15 protein-coding genes are annotated in these 18085 nt (G+C 55.9%); 5 read left to right on the top strand and 10 right to left on the bottom strand.

The genetic code is table 11. The annotated features are described in order from the left end of the window. Positions 1–20: 20 nt before the first annotated feature. The 3 genes from Absy_RS01825 to Absy_RS01815 form a co-directional block, all read right to left on the bottom strand. Positions 21–1124, bottom strand: a complete 1104-nt coding sequence (locus tag Absy_RS01825) for a site-specific DNA-methyltransferase (RefSeq protein WP_048853006.1) — start codon at positions 1122–1124, stop codon at positions 21–23. After that, positions 1121–1750: a ribonuclease HII gene (locus tag Absy_RS01820; RefSeq protein WP_048853005.1), complete on the bottom strand. Its 630-nt coding sequence runs from the start codon at positions 1748–1750 to the stop codon at positions 1121–1123. Before Absy_RS01820 ends, Absy_RS01825 begins: the two co-directional genes overlap by 4 nt. A gap of 126 nt (positions 1751–1876) precedes the next feature. Further along, entirely contained in the window at positions 1877–2182 is a 306-nt protein-coding gene (locus Absy_RS01815; protein WP_048853004.1) for a CsbD family protein, read from the bottom strand. Positions 2183–2294: 112 nt separating this feature from the next. On the opposite strand from Absy_RS01815, the gene Absy_RS01810 reads away from it, so the two are divergent. From Absy_RS01810 to Absy_RS01790, 5 genes are all read left to right on the top strand, one after another. After that, a complete protein-coding gene (locus Absy_RS01810; protein WP_048853003.1) occupies positions 2295–3689 on the top strand; it encodes an MFS transporter in 1395 nt (464 codons plus the stop codon). Between the two features lie 181 nt (positions 3690–3870). Continuing rightward, positions 3871–5079: an efflux RND transporter periplasmic adaptor subunit gene (locus Absy_RS01805; protein WP_048853002.1), complete on the top strand. Its 1209-nt coding sequence runs from the start codon at positions 3871–3873 to the stop codon at positions 5077–5079. After that, positions 5076–8255 (top strand): efflux RND transporter permease subunit, encoded by a 3180-nt coding sequence (locus Absy_RS01800; RefSeq protein WP_048853001.1) that lies wholly within the window; start codon positions 5076–5078, stop codon positions 8253–8255. The genes Absy_RS01805 and Absy_RS01800 overlap by 4 nt, the downstream gene beginning before the upstream one ends. Then, positions 8252–11554: an efflux RND transporter permease subunit gene (locus tag Absy_RS01795; RefSeq protein WP_048853000.1), complete on the top strand. Its 3303-nt coding sequence runs from the start codon at positions 8252–8254 to the stop codon at positions 11552–11554. Before Absy_RS01800 ends, Absy_RS01795 begins: the two co-directional genes overlap by 4 nt. Next, on the top strand, positions 11555–13108 hold the full coding sequence (locus Absy_RS01790; protein WP_048852999.1) for an efflux transporter outer membrane subunit: 1554 nt from the start codon (positions 11555–11557) through the stop codon (positions 13106–13108). A 90-nt stretch (positions 13109–13198) separates the two neighbouring features. Here the strand turns inward: Absy_RS01790 and Absy_RS01785 are convergent, their stop codons facing one another. The 7 genes from Absy_RS01785 to Absy_RS01755 all read right to left on the bottom strand — a co-directional run bounded on the left by Absy_RS01785 (position 13199) and on the right by Absy_RS01755 (position 18029). Continuing rightward, the gene (locus Absy_RS01785) at positions 13199–13375 is read right to left on the bottom strand and encodes a DUF1328 domain-containing protein (protein ID WP_048852998.1); all 177 of its coding nucleotides are present in this window, start codon (positions 13373–13375) and stop codon (positions 13199–13201) included. A gap of 54 nt (positions 13376–13429) precedes the next feature. Continuing rightward, positions 13430–13663 carry a hypothetical protein gene (locus tag Absy_RS01780; RefSeq protein ID WP_048852997.1) on the bottom strand — a complete coding sequence of 78 codons (234 nt, stop codon included), beginning with the start codon at positions 13661–13663 and terminating at the stop codon, positions 13430–13432. 85 nt (positions 13664–13748) lie between these two features. Then, positions 13749–14579, bottom strand: a complete 831-nt coding sequence (locus Absy_RS01775) for an ABC transporter ATP-binding protein (protein ID WP_245614664.1) — start codon at positions 14577–14579, stop codon at positions 13749–13751. Continuing rightward, positions 14555–15289 (bottom strand): ABC transporter permease, encoded by a 735-nt coding sequence (locus tag Absy_RS01770; protein WP_048853066.1) that lies wholly within the window; start codon positions 15287–15289, stop codon positions 14555–14557. The genes Absy_RS01775 and Absy_RS01770 overlap by 25 nt, the downstream gene beginning before the upstream one ends. Positions 15290–15315: 26 nt before the next feature. Further along, positions 15316–16356 carry an ABC transporter substrate-binding protein gene (locus Absy_RS01765; RefSeq protein ID WP_052945677.1) on the bottom strand — a complete coding sequence of 347 codons (1041 nt, stop codon included), beginning with the start codon at positions 16354–16356 and terminating at the stop codon, positions 15316–15318. 196 nt (positions 16357–16552) lie between these two features. Then, positions 16553–16978, bottom strand: coding sequence for a 50S ribosomal protein L17 (rplQ, locus tag Absy_RS01760; protein ID WP_025826922.1), 426 nt, complete (start codon positions 16976–16978; stop codon positions 16553–16555). 31 nt (positions 16979–17009) lie between these two features. Continuing rightward, positions 17010–18029 (bottom strand): DNA-directed RNA polymerase subunit alpha, encoded by a 1020-nt coding sequence (locus Absy_RS01755; RefSeq protein WP_025826924.1) that lies wholly within the window; start codon positions 18027–18029, stop codon positions 17010–17012. Between the last annotated feature and the right edge of the window lie 56 nt (positions 18030–18085).

Below are 18085 nucleotides of genomic sequence, written 5' to 3'. Positions count from 1 at the left end.
CCCCATTTTTTGGCTGCCCGTTAATGGGCAGCCGTTGCGGCCAGATGCTCCTGCCGCAGCACATCAAGCGGCAGCCATACGCCCTCGCGCTCAAAGTGCCAGAATGTCCAGCCATTGCAGGATGGTGCGTTGGTCAACATGGCACCCATTTTATGGATTGAGCCACGTTTGGCACCGCTGACCAGCGTACCATCCGCCGCAACAACGGCCTGAATACGCTGCTTTTTATCGCTCAGTACCGTACCGGCAACCAGCGCCCCCTGCTCTACCAGGCTCCCAAAAGGTACCTTGGGCGCTTCGCGCTTGTCCTGCGTGGTCTGTATGGCGTCATCATCCAACGGAACTTCACGGGCTACGCGGGCCTTGGCGGCTTCCACATAATCCGGATGCCGCTCAATACCAACAAAGTGGCGGCGCAGACGCCGGGCCATGGCCGCCGTAGTGCCGGAGCCCGAGAACGGGTCGAGCACCACATCATTCACCGTAGTGGAGGCCAGCAGCACACGATGCAGCAGGCTTTCTGGCTTTTGGGTCGGGTGCAGCTTTAGCCCGTGCTCGTTCCGCAGCCGCTCATTGCCTGTGCACAGGGGCAGATACCAGTCCGAGCGCATCTGAACATCATCATTCAGAGCTTTCATGGCCTGATAATTAAAGCGGTAGCGGCTATCCTGACTACGGGCCGCCCAAATAAGCGTTTCGTGCGCATTGGTAAAACGACGACCACGGAAGTTGGGCATGGGGTTAGATTTGCGCCACACCACATCATTCAGGATCCAGAAGCCCAGATCCTGCAAAATGGCGCCAAGGCGGAAGATGTTATGGTACGAACCAATAACCCAGATCGTGCCATCCTTATGCAGCAGGCGACGGGCCTCGCTCAGCCATTCCCGCGTAAAACGGTCATATTCCTGCAGGTCGGAAAATTTATCCCAGTCATCATCCACACCATCCACCACACTGTCGTCCGGGCGGCGCAGTTCCCCCCGAAGCTGAAGATTGTACGGTGGGTCGGCAAAAATGCAGTCCACTGACCCGGACGGCAGGGTGCGCATGGTCTCCACGCACTCGCCCCGCAGGATCTGATCTAGAGGGAGGTCCATGGAAACTGCTTTTGCGCCGCTCATGCCCGGGTCTCCGTTTTTAAATGTTCCATTTGCCGACGTACGGTGCCGAATGTTTTTCTGTGATGTGGGGTCACACCAACCTGCAGGAGCGCCTGACGGTGAACCGCCGTGCCATAACCTGCGTTTTTTTCCCATCCATAATCGGGCCAGCGCACATCCAGCCGCGCCATAATGCGGTCGCGCACCACTTTTGCGACAATAGAAGCCGCAGCAATGGACAGGCTAAGCCCATCCCCGCCCACAATGGCCTCTGCACTGCACCCAAAATCCGGAATTTTGTTCCCATCAACCAGCACATGGTCCGGTTTGACCGGCAGACGGGCAACAGCACGCTGCATGGCAAGGTGGGACGCATGGTAAATGTTGATACGGTCGATCTCCGCCGTGGAGGCGGCACCCACACCAATAGCCACGCCGGGCACATGGGGCAGACGCTCCGCAATGGCCTCACGCACGGCAGGTTTTAATTTTTTGGAATCATCAATAACAGCGGCAAGGTCATCCGGCACACCGGCAGCAAACACCACGGCGGCGGCAATAACCGGACCGGCAAGCGGGCCACGACCCACCTCATCCACTCCGGCAACCAAACCGCCATGCTGTTGTTCGTGCCTGAAATCCGGCATTGCTTCCCTTCCCCATCCGCTTGAAACGACTCGGTTAAAATTACCGAGTCGCACCAATCGCGACTCCGTAGGGAAGGAGAAGCATTTTTTTACCCGGGAGCGCAAGAGTCCCGGTCAAATGATTTTTCAGGAACGGTTACGACGGGGGAAGAAAAGCCAGCCGAGAAGGATGCCCACAACAGACACAATTCCCAATGAAAGCAATGGTTTATCCCGCACAAAGGTCACTGCTTTTTCTACTGCACTTTCGCCTTCTTCATACAGGTCTGCAAAATCTTCCTGCACATGTCCGGCAAACTGATCGAACTTCCCTTCGGCCTGAAGACCGATGTCACCCGTCAGGCCACCTGCGGCATCCTTGACATGTCCCTTGGCGTCCCGGACCTTGGCTTCGATCTTGTTTTCGATAGTGTCGATTTTGTCTTTAGCCATGACGACTTTCTCCTTTTCTGAACCGCTGTGTAACGGCCCGCGCATGAGAGCGACCGGAGATCTGCACGATCGCCTGTTGCATCAGACCGCAAAAACGCGTCTCTGACTAGGCATGCCTTCTCCGACCTCCACACAACTGACAGCACTCATCGTTGGTTCCATGTTTTTTATGGAGCAGCTTGATGGCACCATTTTGGCAACTGCCCTGCCCGCCATTGCCCACAGCCTGCATGTGGACACAGTGGCCACATCCGTTGCCCTGACCTCCTATATTATCGGGCTGGCCATTTTTATTCCCGCCTCCGGCGCACTGGCAGACCGGCTGGGTAGCCGCACAATCCTTATGCTGGCGATCTGCATTTTTGTTGGCAGCTCAATTTTTTGCGGGCGGGCACATTCCCTGCTGTTTTTGGCAGCCATGCGCACAATACAGGGCATTGGCGGAGCCTTAATGGTGCCTGTGGGGCGTCTGGCGGTCATTCGCAGTACGCCACGCGACCAGCTTGTCCGCACCATGACATGGATGATGCTGCCAGCAACCCTTGGCCCACTCCTGGGGCCGGTGGTTGGGGGGTATATTACAACGTGGCTCTCCTGGCGGTGGAATTTTTACCTCAACATCCCCGTTGGTGTTATCGGGCTGTTCCTGACCTACCGATATATTCCTGAAGTGCGCGAGCCAACACCACCACCCTTTGATGTAAAGGGCCTGTTCCTGGCTGGTGGGGGATTAGCCATTCTATCCGTTTTTGCTGAACTTTTCAGCCATGGCAGCGGCTCCCCTCTGCTGGTTTCCTGCTTTCTGGGGGTGGGGCTGGTTCTGCTAGGTATTTACGCCTACCACGCGGGGCGGACATCTTTCCCGTTACTCGACCTGCGGCTCATGCGTGTACAAACATTCCGCATTTCCGTTTTTGGGGGGGCTGCCTCGCGCATTGCCGTCGGGTCCCTGCCCTTTTTGCTTCCCTCTTTTTTGCAGATCGGAGCAGGGTTGAGCGCTGCCCAGAGCGGACTGGTCACATTTGTAGCCCCCATTGGGGCCATTGCCATGCGTCCCTTTGTGCCTGCGTTGCTCAAACGCTGGGGCTTCCGCACCATTCTTATGGCTAATGGGTCATCCGCAGCACTGGTATTTGCTTTGATTGCGGCTTTCCGCCCATCCTACCCGCTATGGCTGCTCTCTGTTGTGCTTATGCTGGCAGGGGCCGCACAGTCGCTCCAGTTTTCAGCCTATAACACGGTTGCCTATGCGGATATTCCCGCAGACCGCATGAGTGCGGCTACCAGCCTGTATTCCACCATGCAGCAGATCATGCTTTCGGCTGGCATTTGCATTGCTGCTGGCACCCTGACCATTCTGAGCAAGCTGCACCACAATACGCCAGCCAACATGACAGACTATGCACTGGGGTTTGTGGTTACGGGGGCCATATCTCTTTTTGCAGTCCCGTTGTGTGCCACACTTTCGCCTTCTGCTGGGGCGAGTATGAGCGGAAACCACCGTTAAGAGCGGTTTTTTAACACACAGCTTACATACAGAAATGTTATTTTATACAGAGTTTCAATGACGAGCCTTGCGCTTGGGCAAAGAGTTCAGCACACTTCCTCCCATTAACAGGGTGCCCCCCCTATGCACAGCGTTCCCCTGCATTTTCTGACGCAACTTAGGTTAACGAACAGCGCACCTCATGGACGATAATTCTACGGCTTCCACCGCTCCCTCCAAACCGCGTTCACGCAAAAAACGCCTGCTCCTGACTGGTGGCGTAGTGCTTGGGGCCTGTATTCTGGGTTTTGCTTTTTTGCGCCCGCACACAGGCCACAAAACACGCCACAGCACCTTTGACTCCAGTCAGAGCCAGCCCGTAGCCGTACAGACGGTCCATGCAGGCAGTATGCCTGTGGAACTGACGGAACTGGGTACGGTTGTGCCGATTACCAACGTAACCGTGCAAACCCGTGTGGAAGGCTACCTGACACAGGTGCTGTTTACAGAAGGCCAGCACGTGCACAAAGGCGACCTGCTGGCCCTGATCGACCCCCGCCCCTATCAGGTTCAGCTTGAACAGTACGAAGGTCAACTGGCGCAGGACAAAGCCCAGCTTGAACAGGCCAGAGTGGATAGCGCCCGCTACCAGCGCCTGATCAAGCAGGATAGTATTGATGCCAAAACTGCCCGCGACCAGCAGTTTACGGTCCAGCAACTGGAAGGCACGGTCAAAGCGGATCAAGCGCTGGTGGATAACCAGAAGCTGCAATTGATCTACTGCCACATCATTGCCCCGGTGGATGGCCGCATTGGCATTCGCGCCGTGGATCAGGGCAACTATGTTGCTGCTGGCCAGTCTGGCGGTCTGGCGGTACTGACCCAGATGCAGCCCATATCGGTCATTTTTACCCTACCGCAAGACCAGTTGCCCGAAGTGTTTGAACAGTTGCAGGCCCATAAGTCCCTGCCGGTTTCCGCATGGAACAGTTCCAACACACAAAAAATTGCCGATGGCACCGTAAGCGCACTGGACAGCCAGATTGATACGGCAACCGGCACAGTCCGCCTGCGTGCCATTTTTACCAATGAAGACGAGCACCTGTTCCCCAACCAGTTTGTTAACGCGCGTCTGCTGGTCAAAACGCTGGACCACGTTCTGCTCCTCCCCACAACTGCGGTACAGACCGGCCCCTCCGGGCTGTTTGTTTATGTGGTCAAGGACGACGACACGGTTAGTGTACAGCCTGTTACAACCGGCATTTCCAACGGAACGCTCAGCGTTGTCAGCTCCGGCCTGAAGGATGGCGACCGGGTGGTAACCGATGGTACCGACCATTTGCGCGCAGGCATTAAAGTCACCATTCCCGCCGCGGCACCCACCCCAGCACCGGACCATGCCACGCCGTGAACCCCTCTGCCATTTTTATCCGCAGGCCTGTTGCAACCACGCTGCTGATGCTTGCCATTTTTATGGCCGGGTTGCTGGGCTACCATTTTTTACCTATTTCCGCGCTGCCACAGGTTGATTACCCCACCATTACGGTAGAAACCTTCTACCCCGGTGCCGGGCCGGATGTAATGGCGACCTCGGTCACCGCCCCACTGGAAACCCAACTGGGCCAGATGCCGGGTCTTGACCAGATGACCTCCCGCTCGTCGGGTGGGGCGTCGGTCATTACCTTGCGGTTTGACCTGTCCATGTCCATGGATGTGGCGGAACAGGAAGTACAGGCGGCCATTAACCAGGCCAATTCGCTCCTGCCGACCGATCTGCCCGCGCCGCCGGTTTACGCCAAGGTCAACCCGGCCGATACACCGGTGCTTACGCTGGGCATTACATCCTCCACCATTCCCCTGCCGGAAGTGGAAGATTATGTGGATACGCGACTGGCGCAGAAGATCAGCCAGATTTCGGGCGTGGGGCTTGTCACACTCTCGGGCGGGAACCGCAAGGCTTACCGGGTGCGGGTCAATATTCCCAAGCTGACATCCTACGGTATTGACCTGGATACGCTGCGTACCACCATTGGCAATGTTAACGTTAACTCCCCCACGGGTACGTTCGATGGCGCACAACGCTCGGCCACGCTGCGCGTAGATGGCCAGATTACCAGCCCGGAAATGCTGCTCAACCAGATTATTGCCTACCAGAGCAGCGGGCCGGTCCGTATCCGCGATGTGGCTACAGTTGTCATCGGGCCAGAAAACACCCAGCTTGCCGCATGGTCTAACCAGACCCCTGCCCTGATCATGAATGTGCAGCGGCAGCCCGGCGCCAATGTGATTGCCGTGGTGGACAATATTAAGGCCACCTTGCCCACACTCCGCCAGACGCTGCCACCGGGCATTGATATTGTGCCCCTTACAGACCGCACCACCACCATCCGCTCCTCTGTTGCGGATGTGCAGTTTGAACTTTTTCTGGCTCTGGTTCTGGTTGTGGCGGTTATTTTTGTCTTCCTCCGCAATATCCCCGCCACCATAATTCCCAGCCTGTCGGTGCCACTGTCCATTATTGGCACGCTGGCAATCATGTATCTGCTCGACTTTTCGCTGGACAACCTCTCCCTCATGGCTCTGACCATCGCCACTGGCTTTGTGGTGGATGATGCCATTGTGATGATTGAAAACATCTCCCGTTATGTGGAAGCGGGTGAAGACCGCATGACGGCCGCTCTCAAAGGTGCCGGGGAGATCGGCTTTACCATTATCTCCCTGACCATTTCGCTCATAGCCGTGCTCATTCCCCTGCTGTTCATGAGCGATGTGGTCGGGCGTCTGTTCCATGAATTTGCGCTGACGCTGGCAACCACCATTATTCTCTCGGCCGTTGTGTCGCTGACCCTTGTCCCCATGATGTGCGCGCGCATTCTGTCCGAACGTCCGCACGATGCCCAGACCGCGGCAACCCCGTTCCTGCGCTGGTCCGCCCGCATGGAAACCGCGACCGAAAGGCTGATTGCCGCCTATGACCGTATGCTGGATGTCGTGCTGGAATGGCGTAAGCTGACGCTGGCTGTTGCTGCTGGCACGCTGGTGCTGACTGGCGTTCTGGGCTGGTATATTCCCAAGGGCTTTTTCCCTGTGCAGGACACGGGGGTTATACAGGGCATTTCAGTTGCCGCGCAGTCCATCTCGTTCGAGAACATGAAGGCCCACCAGCAGGAACTGGCCAGCGTTATTCTCAAAGACCCGGATGTGGCCTCGCTGTCCTCCTTTGTGGGGGTGGACGGGCAGAATGCAACACTTAATCAGGGGCGCTTTCTGATCAACCTCAGGGAGCATGATAGCCGCTCCTCATCCGCAACCCAGATTGCCGCCCGGCTGGAGCAGGAAACCGCGCAGGTTGCTGGCATAAAGCTCTACCTCCAGCCCGTGCAGGACCTCTCGCTTGATACCACGGTATCTGCCACCCAATACCAATTCCTGCTGGAAAACCCCGATTACAACGCCTTTAAGGTCTGGGTTCCCAAGCTGATCGAACGATTGCAGCAGGAACCCTCTCTGGCTGATGTGACCTCCGACCTACAGGCCGAAGGGCTGGTTGCCCGCGTAACGCTCGACCGTGCCACTGGCGCGCGTTATTCGGTAACACCGCAAACAGTCGATAACGTGCTGTATGACAGCTTTGGACAGCGCCAGATTTCCACAATCTATACCCAGTCCAACCAGTACCGCGTTATTCTGGAAGCAGATCCGCGTTTCCAGACCAATCTGTCCTCCCTGAACCAACTTTACCTGCCCGGTATTAGCGGCAGCTCGGGCGAGAGTTCATCTGGCCCCACGCGTTCGCCTACCTCCGGTCTGGTCCCGCTCCCTGCGGTGACCAAGGTTACGCAGGAAACGGCTCCTTTGCTGCTGACCCATTTTGGGCAGTTCCCGGCCACGACCATCTCCTTCAATCTGGCCCCCGGTTATGCTCTGGGGGATGCCACAGCCGCCATCCGGCAGGCAGAGCAGGATATTCACCTCCCCTCTGCTTTCCAGACCTCTTTTCAGGGCACGGCGGCCGCGTTTGAAGGCTCACTCAGCAACGAACTGTTTCTGGTCGCAGCGGCCATTATTGCCGTCTATATTGTGCTGGGTATTCTATACGAAAGCTTTATTCACCCCATTACCATCCTCTCCACCCTGCCATCAGCCGCCATTGGCGCGCTACTGACCCTTATTGTGGCAGGCGTGAACCTCGACATCATGGGGATTATTGGCATTGTGCTGCTGATTGGCATTGTCAAGAAAAACGCCATCATGATGATCGACTTCGCACTGGAAGCAGAGCGCGAACATGGCATGGACAGCCTGCGCTCCATCCGTGCTGCGGCCACCCTGCGTTTTCGCCCCATTCTCATGACCACACTGGCAGCCATGCTGGGGGCTGTTCCCATGGTTCTCTCCCATGGGACCGGGTCTGAACTGCGCTATCCACTGGGACTGGCCATTATTGGCGGACTGGCCCTTTCGCAGCTTCTTACATTGTTTACCACGCCCGTTATCTACCTGACGCTGGACACATGGGCGCACAAATGGAGTAAACTTCGCCACAGCCGCACTCCCACCCCTCCAGATGGGCAGGCCGTGCTGTGAACATCAGCCGGATTTTTATTGACCGGCCTGTTGCCACCATTCTGTTAACCGTTGCCCTGTTCCTTGGAGGGCTGCTTGGCTACCGCGGCCTGCCGGTCGCAGACCTGCCCAATGTGGATTTTCCGGTCATTCAGGTGCAGGCCCGTCAGGCGGGTGGCTCCCCGGAAGAAATAGCCAGTGCGGTCGCTGCACCGCTGGAGCGGCATCTGGGCCAGATTGCGGATGTTACGGAAATGACATCCCAATCAACGGAAAACAGCACGCGCATTACGCTGCAATTCGCCCTCTCGCGCGATATTAACGGCGCTGCACGCGACGTGGAAGCCGCGTTACAGGCGGCCCATGCGGACATGCCCTCCTCCCTGCGGCAAAATCCGAGCTACCGCAAAGCCAACCCCAATGGCGCGCCAATACTGGTCCTAACCCTAACATCGGACACGCACACGCGCCCCCAACTGTACGATTATGCAACCAACGTACTGGTGCAGCATCTGTCCGCTATACAGGGAGTGGGCCAGGTCGAAATCAGCGGGAGCGCGCTACCCGCTATCCGGGCAGAAATTAACCCCCTGCCCCTGTTCAAATACGGAATTGGGTTTGAAGACGTAAGAGCAGCCCTTGCCTCCGCCAATGCCCACACTCCCAAAGGCATTATTGACCAGAATGGCACCCGCTATACGCTGGATACAAACGATCAGGTTCGCACGGCGCAGGATTACCGCGATCTGATTATTGCATGGCGCAGCAACCGCCCCGTACGACTGGCTGATGTAGCCAATGTGCAGGATAGCGTGGAAGACCTGCGGAATGCAGGTTATTACAATGGTCAGGCATCCGTTATTGCCGTTGTTTTTCCGCAGGCCGGGGCCAACGTGATCCACACAGTGGACCAGATCAACGCGGAAATGCCTTTGCTCAAATCCGCACTCCCTGGAGGTGTACAACTGCATGTTGGACTGGACCGTTCGCTAACCATCCGCGCAGCCCTTGTGGATACGCAGCTTACGCTCCTGATCTCGGTCGTGCTGGTTGTACTGGTTGTGCTGCTCTTCCTGCATTCGCTCCGTATGACGCTTATTCCCGCTGTGGTGGTGCCCACATCCATTGTGGCTACTTTTGGCGTTATGCGTCTGCTCGGCTTTTCGCTGGATAATATGTCTCTTATGGCGCTTACGGTTTCCACCGGCTTTGTGGTGGATGATGCCATTGTGGTGATGGAAAACATTGCCCGTTACATAGAGCAGGGTCTGCACCCGCGGGATGCGGCCATAAAAGGCAGTAGCGAGGTTGCCTTTACAGTTATTTCCATCTCCATTTCCCTTATTGCGGTCTTTTTGCCCATCCTGCTCATGGGGGGGCTAGCTGGCAGACTGTTCCATGAATTTGCCATGACAGTCTCGATCACCATTCTCATTTCCATGGTGCTCTCCCTCACGCTTACCCCCATGATGGCGGCCTATCTGCTGGTACCGCACACAGCAGGCGCAGCACCTGCGGGTTCGGGCAGCCTTATGCGTCATGCCATTGCCGCCATGACCCGTTTTTTGGACCGGATGCAGGCAGGCTACGCCCGCTCGCTGGATGTAGCCCTGCGCTACCACAAGACCGTACTGCTCAGCCTGCCGTTTACACTGGTTCTGACCGCGGCTCTGTTCATGCTCATGCCCAAGGGCTTTTTTCCGGTGGAAGATACGGGAATGCTCATGGGCCACCTGCAGGGGGATCAGTCCATATCCTTCGGAGCTTTGGCCAAAAAGCTGACCGATGTGCAAAAAGTGCTTATGCATGACCGGGATGTGGAGAGTGTTTCGTCTTTTATCGGGGGGCGCGGCTCCTCCAACGAAGCCGGGATGTTCTTGCAACTCAAGGACAAAACTCTCCGCAATGACACGCCAACAGAGCTGATTGCCCGCGTTAACCGCAAACTTCGCAATCTGGTCGGCGCCAGCTTTTTTCTGATGCAGCCCGGTGCCGTCCGCTCTGGTGCGCGGCAAAGCAACGCAGCCTACCAATATACGCTGGAAGGCGAGAATTCCTCCGAACTTTACGAATGGACCAGCCGCCTGCTGGCGGAACTGCGCCGCCACCCCGAACTGACCTCCCTCTCTTCCGATGTGCAGATGGGCGGATCGGCCATTAGCACCAACATCGACCGCGACACTTCCGCGCGGGTCAACATTACGCCACAGCTTTTGTCCAACACATTGTACGATGCATTTGGCCAGCGTGCGGCGTCCGTTATTTACAACCGCCTGAACCAGTACCGCGTGATTATGGAAGCAGACCCCAAAAACTGGTCTGGACCAGAAAGTCTGATGCAGGTGTGGGTGAGTGTTGCCGGTGGGTCCGCCGGAGGCGGAACCAAGTCCAATACCATCCGCGTCCGCAATACTTCCGCGGCTTCCACCACCAGCACACAGGCCAGCCAAAGTTCCCTGTCCTTTAAAAACCAGATTGCCAATGCACTGGCTGGTGGGGCCGGGGCGTCCAACGGGTCTGCGGTCAGCACCTCGTCCGAAGCGATGGTGCCGCTTACGCTGGTAACGCATCTGGTGCCCAGCCGTACCCCCCTTTCGGTCAACCATCAGGGGTTGGCGGTTGCTGCCACGCTCTCGTTCAATCTGGCCAGTGGGGTCTCTCTTGGTACCGCTACGCAGATTATCAACACCGCGCAGGTGGCCCTGCATATGCCCAACACCATTCATGGTAGTTTTGCGGGCAATGCCGCACAGTTCCAAAAAGCTGTCAGTGATGAACCCCTGCTTATTCTTGCAGCTCTTGTGGCCGTCTATATTACGCTTGGGGTTCTGTACGAGAGTTACGTACACCCGCTGACCATTCTCTCCACCCTGCCTTCTGCCGGTGTTGGCGCGCTGCTTGCCCTGCAACTTGCGGGGGAGGAATTTTCGCTCATCGCCATGATCGGCGTTATCCTGCTGATTGGCATTGTTAAAAAAAATGCCATCATGCTGGTCGATTTTGCCATTATGGCCGAACGGGAACAAGGCATGTCCCCTTACGATGCCATTCGCACCGCCTGCCTGCTCCGCTTCCGCCCGATTATGATGACATCGGTTGCAGCCGCCCTAGGGGCCGCTCCGCTTATGGTCGCCAACGGTTATGGTGCAGAGTTGCGGCACCCGCTGGGGATTGCCATTGTTGGCGGGCTTATCGTCAGTCAGGCCCTAACACTTTATACAACACCCGTCATTTATCTGATGTTTGATACATGGCGGTTGCATACGCACTCTTTGGTTCGCTCTTTTTCGTTTTCCCGCAGTTTCAGGCAGGATAGCTGAATGCCTTTTTTCCGTCCTTTCCGTTCCCTTCGCCTGTCCCTGCTGCTGGCTCCAATGGTGCTTGCCGGCTGTATGGTTGGGCCAGACTACAAACGCCCCACTCCCATTATTTCGCCTGCATTCAAGGAACTGCGCCCGGCTCCGGGGTGGAATTATGCAAGTCCCAATCTGGCCACCCTGCCCAAAGGAACCTGGTGGACAATCTACAACGATCCATTGCTGAACGCGCTTGAAGCGCAGGTCGATATTAACAACCAGAATATCATTCAGTACGAGGCGCGCTACCGTAACGCCCGTGCGACCATTAACGCCGTCCGTGCCCAGCTTTACCCAACGCTGAGTGGTGCGCTCTCCTTTAACCGCCAGAGTTCAGGCCGTGGGTCGCGTTCCAGCGGCACCATCATCAACTATGGATCGGATGGCAGCACATCAACAGGCTATACACCTTCCAACACAACCGAAAACACCTATGCCATGGGGCCTACCGTCTCGTGGGATCTGGATTTATGGGGTAAAATCCGGCGGCAGATACAGGCTCAGGTAACAGAAGCGCAAGCAACGGCAGCCGATCTGGCCAATGCACGCCTGTCCTATCAGGCGCAGTTGGCAACGGCTTATTTCAATCTGCGGTATCAGGATAGCCTGTATGACCTGCTGACCAAAAACGTCGCGTTTTATGAGCGATCCTACCAGATTACCAAAAACCAGTACGATGCAGGTACAACAGACCCGACCACATTGCTCCAGGCCCAGACCCAGCTTGAACAAACACGCGCGCAGGCTACGGCAACAGGCGTTGCCCGCGCACAATATGAACATGCCATTGCCGTGCTTATGGGTAAGGCTCCCGCCGAACTTTCGATCCCGCATGGCGCACTTCCACAGGCTATTCCAGCTATTCCGGTTATGCTGCCAGCCAGCCTGCTCCAGCGCCGCCCAGACATTGCCGCCGCCGAACGCCGGATGGAGGAATACAATGCCCAGATTGGGGCGGCCATGGCTGCCTTCTACCCGGATGTTAAGCTAACCGCGACATACTCCTACAGTGGAGATCCGGTTGGCTCGCTCGTGCAGGTTGCAAACCGTATTTGGACCCTTGGTGCTTCAGCTACAGAAACCCTGTTTGAAGGGGGAGCACGTACTGCCGCAGTCAGGGAAGCGGATACCAATTATGATGCCTACGTAGCCACCTATCGCCAAACCGTGCTCACAGCCCTGCAAGGGGTGGAAGATCAGCTCTCCAACCTGCGTATTCTGGCAGATCAGGCCGATCAGCAGCACGTAGCACTGGAAGCCGCCAACAGGGCCGTTACGGTTGCCATGAACCAGTATATGGCTGGCACCCAGATTTATACGACTGTCATTACCGCCGAAGTAACGGCCCTGTCCAACGCGCAAACTGCACTGCAAATCCAGCAAAGCCGTATTCTGGACTCTGTCAGTCTGGTCGAAGCTCTCGGTGGTGGGTGGGATGCCTCCTCCCTGCCCAGTAAGAATTCCATGCAGCAGGACAACCCGTTCCTGCCCTCTTTCATTCAAAAAGACAAAAACTAATCTTTTGGCTTAAAAAAAAGCCTCCAACAAAAAACCTCCGGTGCAGAAACACCGGAGGTTTTTTTATATGCGGTCTTGGTAATCTGGTGGTTACTTCAGAACCGCCCGGCCTGCCAAAAGGGCCACGACCAAAAACACCACAAACAGAACAATAGCGATAAAGAAGAGAATTTTAGCCATTCCAGCCGAGGCAGAGGCAATTCCGCCAAAACCAAACAGCCCTGCAACAAGAGAAATAACCAGAAAAAACAGTGCCAGTTTTAGCATAATGAACTCCCTTGCATTCTTAATTCCGACTGGGACCAGAACACCCCGGCCGCCTTACGCCCTGCGACGCAAAAAAATACCAATAATCAGACCAGCAAAACCAGCCACAGCTACAGTCAGCAAAGGCTGGTCAATAACAACATCCCGCAATGCCTCGGCAGCAGCACTCCGCTGCCCGGGATTCAGGGCATCATAACTGGGCAGTTTGCCAAACAGACCATCAGCACCGTCCTGTAGGGTGCCAATGCCATCTTCAAGACCATAATCTGCCTTGCTCTCATCACTCATAAGAGGATGTCCTCCATACTGGATTAAGGGATAACGCGCACCGCACCCCTAAAGATGCTTATGTGAACGATTTTTTCGTTCAAGACTAGATTTCAGCCGAACGCCAGTAGGCTTCCCCACCCGGATCGGGTTCACCCGCAATCATGGCGCGCAGGCGGGCGGCATAAGTCCTGAAGGCAGATGAATCCGGGTCGCGCTCAGGCATATCCAACACAATCTCGCCCGTAATGCCTGCGGGTGGACCGCCTGCCAGCACCACAATCCGGGTCGCCAAACGCAACGCTTCTTCAATATCATGCGTCACAAAGAGAACCGTTTTATGCGTTTGCTGCCATATCCGCTGCAGTTCCTCCTGCAGGCTTGTCCGCGTAATTGGGTCCAGAGCACCAAAGGGTTCATCCATAAGCAGCAGATCAGGGTTAACGGTCAGGGCACGTGCAACCCCTACCCGCTGCCTCTGACCGCCAGAAAGACGGCGGGGCAGCCGGTCTGCGGCCTCTTCCAGCCCCACTAGACGCAGCGCCTCCTGCGCCCGTGCTTTTTTTTCGCTTTTGTTCAGGTGGAGGCCTTCCAGCCCAAACATGACATTGCGCAAAACAGAACGCCACGGCAGCAAACGCGCATCTTGAAAAACCATGGCCCGGCTACGCTCCATAGCCTGCGCACGATGAGCTCCAGCCATACAGGCAGCTCCGCCAATCTGCCCTTCGGTTGGTTGCATAAGCCCCATCAACACGCGCAGTAAGGTTGACTTGCCCACGCCCGATGGTCCCAGAAGAGCCACAAACTCTCCGCGCTCAAGGGTCAGGCTGACGTGGCGCAGCACAAAATGCCCGCCTCCATCGTGCGAGAGGCCAACATCATTCAAAGAGGCAACCACATCCGCCTGCCTTATGGCTGCCATCTGAGAACCCATTTGCGCACAAATCCAAAAAGAAAATCCGTAACCGCATACAGCATGGCCATGGTCAGCATGTAAACCACCACAACATCTGTCGCCAGCAGGCTGGAGGCCTGCATCATGCGGGCACCAATACCCGGCACGCCAAACAGTTCCGCCGCAACAACAGACATCCAGCCCTGCCCTAGCCCCGTTCTTAACCCTGCCATAATACCGGGAGCCGATGCCGGGAGCACAATCTTGCACAGACGCCCCACAAAACTGCCATGACCAAAAGCTGAAGCCAGTTCATACAGTTCAGGGTCAACTCCGCGCACGGCGCTATGAGCCGCGTAAAAATTGATCCAGAATACCGATATGGCAATAACAAATGTTGCCCCGGCGGTGCTCAGCCCAAACCATAAAATAGCAAACGGCACCCAAGCCAAACCGGGGACTGGCCGCAACAGGCGGACAATCCCCTCCAGCAGGCCATCCAGCAGGCCAAGCATACCGCACAGCACGCCCAACCCAGCCCCCAGAACGGAGCCAATGAGCAAACCCAGCAGATAATGATTAAGGCTGTCCAGAATAGCCTGCTGCCAAAAACCACCACGCACCTCGTCCAGCCAAGCTGGACCAAGCGAAGAGGGTGCGGGCACCATGCCGGATGGCAGCAGTCCGGTGCGGACCGCGCCTTCCCACAAGCCAAAGAACAAAACAAGTCCTAGTAGCCCCAGCCCCATACGGGCAGAACCAGACAGCTTTTTAATCACGGTCTGGCCTGCTGCCACAAAGCTGTATCAAACAGGTCTCCCACAGGTTCTGCCTTACGCAGCAGACCTTCGGACACTTCAAAATCCTGCAACTGTTTAACACTTTCCACAATACGTGCTGGATCGCTTACAAAACGGGAAGCTGACTGCTCCAGCGCTTTTTTCATGACATCGTCATTGAGCATACCACCCCCCAGTGCTTTTTGCACGAATGGTACGGCCTCGTCCGGGTGTTGTGCCAGCAGGGTTGTTGCGCGCACAAACAGGCTGGTCAGTGTGCCTGCCCATGCCTTATGTTCGGCAGCATCCGGCTTAACAATAGCCAGCACCGAACCAGGCTGATCCGGCATCATGTTATGCCCAGAAGCCAGAATACGGGCATCCGGCAGACGGGTCTTAACAACGGTCAAAGCGGGTTCACGCAGGACCGCGCCATCTACCGCCCCTGCCAGAAATGCCTGCTGTGCCGCATCAATATCAACACCAACAATAGACGCCACAGTGTTAACCTGCGCAAAACCCAGTTGCTTTTGCAACCAGTAACGCAGGAGCGTATCCGGCACAGATCCTGCTGGTTGAGCCGCAAGGCGTGGCAGACGTTTTTGGTCCTGCTTAAAACGGGCAAAAATCTCTTTAACCGCATCCGGGGTCAGACCGGCTTCCTGCTCGGGTTTAATACCCTCAGCCAAAGCACCACGCGCAATAACGGACAATTCCTCAATGGAGGCCGTTGCCACAACCTTAACATCCACCCCATGAGCGCGCGCTTGCAACAGGGGCAACACACCCGCCACATACCCATCGATCCGCCCGGACACCAAAGCCTGAATAGCCTGCGGCCCCGATGTAAAACGCACAAGCTGCACGTCCAGACCAGCCTGCTTGGCCCAGCCTTCGCCATCGATCACAAACAATGCCGAAGAGCCAAGTACCGGAATATAACCAATACGGATGCTTTCAGCCGCCTGTACGGGATTTGCAACCCAGCCAAATGCCACAGTGGCCAACGCTAGCATTTTTAGCAACACGCGCTTCATGCTGTTATCTCTCTTCTGCTAATATTTAATCAAAATAAAAAGTGAATATATCCGCATTTTTGTCAATCAGTCACGCGGAACAATGCGTAAATTTATTCCACGCCATGTTATCTTACATATCAGGTGTGAAAAAATGGCATAAAAAAAGCTGGCCAAGACCGGCCAGCTTTCCTTATTCGGCATAAAAGCAGAAAAATTAAGCAGCAAGATCCTGCTTATCTTCCACTTCCGGGCGCGGACCGCTGTCCTGCCCTTTTGCGCTTACATCGCGGTCGATCAGTTCGATCACTGCCATCTGGGCGGCATCACCATAACGAACGCCAGCGCGCAGAACACGGGTGTAACCACCGTTGCGAGCTTTGTAGCGTTCTGCCACAGCAGCAAAAAGCTTTTTGACAATCACATCGTCACGCAGCACAGCAAATGCCTGCCGACGTGCATGCAGATCGCCACGCTTGCCAAGAGTGATCAGCTTTTCAACAAACGGACGCAGTTCCTTCGCTTTGGGAAGCGTTGTTGTGATCTGCTCGTGTTTGATCAAAGCCACAGCCATGTTGCGGAACATGGCTGCACGGTGAGAAGAGGTAACGCCGAGCTTTCGGCCGGCAATCCGGTGACGCATGGTTCAGTTCCTAGTATCGGGAAAAGTCAGATCAAAACGGCTCATCAAGCCGCTTTGCCAACTCTTCAATATTTTCCGGCGGCCACGCCGGGACATTCATACCCAAGGACAGCCCCATAGAAGTCAGGACTTCCTTAATTTCATTCAGGGATTTACGGCCAAAGTTCGGTGTGCGCAGCATTTCCTGCTCACTCTTCTGAACCAGATCCCCGATGTAGATGATATTGTCGTTCTTCAGGCAATTTGCACTACGAACAGACAATTCAAGCTCATCCACCTTGCGCAGCAGATTGCGGTTGAACGGCAGATCGTCTTCAGGCTCTTCAGCCTGCACAGGGCGCGGCTCATCAAAGTTGATGAAGAGCTGCAGCTGATCCTGCAGAATCCGGGCAGCAAGGGCTACCGCGTCTTCTGGGGTAACAGCACCATTTGTTTCGACCGTCAGCAGCAGCTTGTCATAATCGGTGACCTGACCAACGCGGGTCGGTTCCACCTTGTAAGACACGCGCTTTACAGGGGAATAAATTGCATCAACCGGGATCAGACCGATCGGCGCATCTTCCGGACGGTTAGCCGCCGCAGGAACATAGCCTTTTCCGGTGTTAACAATAAATTCCATGCCCAGCTTAACGCCGTCATCAAGCGTGCAGATAACCAGATCCGGGTTCATGATTTCAATATCATGGCCAGTCTGGATCTGGCTTGCGCGCACTTCGCCGGGGCCAGTGGCCGTCAGCACCATACGCTTCGGCCCTTCACCGTGCATGCGCAACGCCAACTGCTTAATGTTGAGGACGATGTCAGTCACATCTTCCCGAACACCTGCAACAGACGAAAACTCGTGCAGAACGCCGTCAATCTGAACCGCCGTGACCGCCGCGCCTTGAAGTGAAGACAGCAGAACCCGACGCAGGGCGTTACCGAGCGTCATACCAAAACCGCGTTCCAGTGGCTCGGCCACTACGGTTGCGATACGAGCGGGCTCCACTCCGGATTCAACTTCAAGCTTTTCAGGCTTGATCAGAGATTGCCAGTTTTTCTGAAGGACCAATGGACCGGCCTTTCAATACGAAAAACCACTGCTTACGCAGCGATTTCTCTGAAGTG

The sequence above is a fragment of the Acetobacter syzygii genome (assembly GCF_000964225.1).
Taxonomy (GTDB): domain Bacteria; phylum Pseudomonadota; class Alphaproteobacteria; order Acetobacterales; family Acetobacteraceae; genus Acetobacter; species Acetobacter syzygii.
This window is presented reverse-complemented; position numbering and strand designations above follow the sequence as displayed.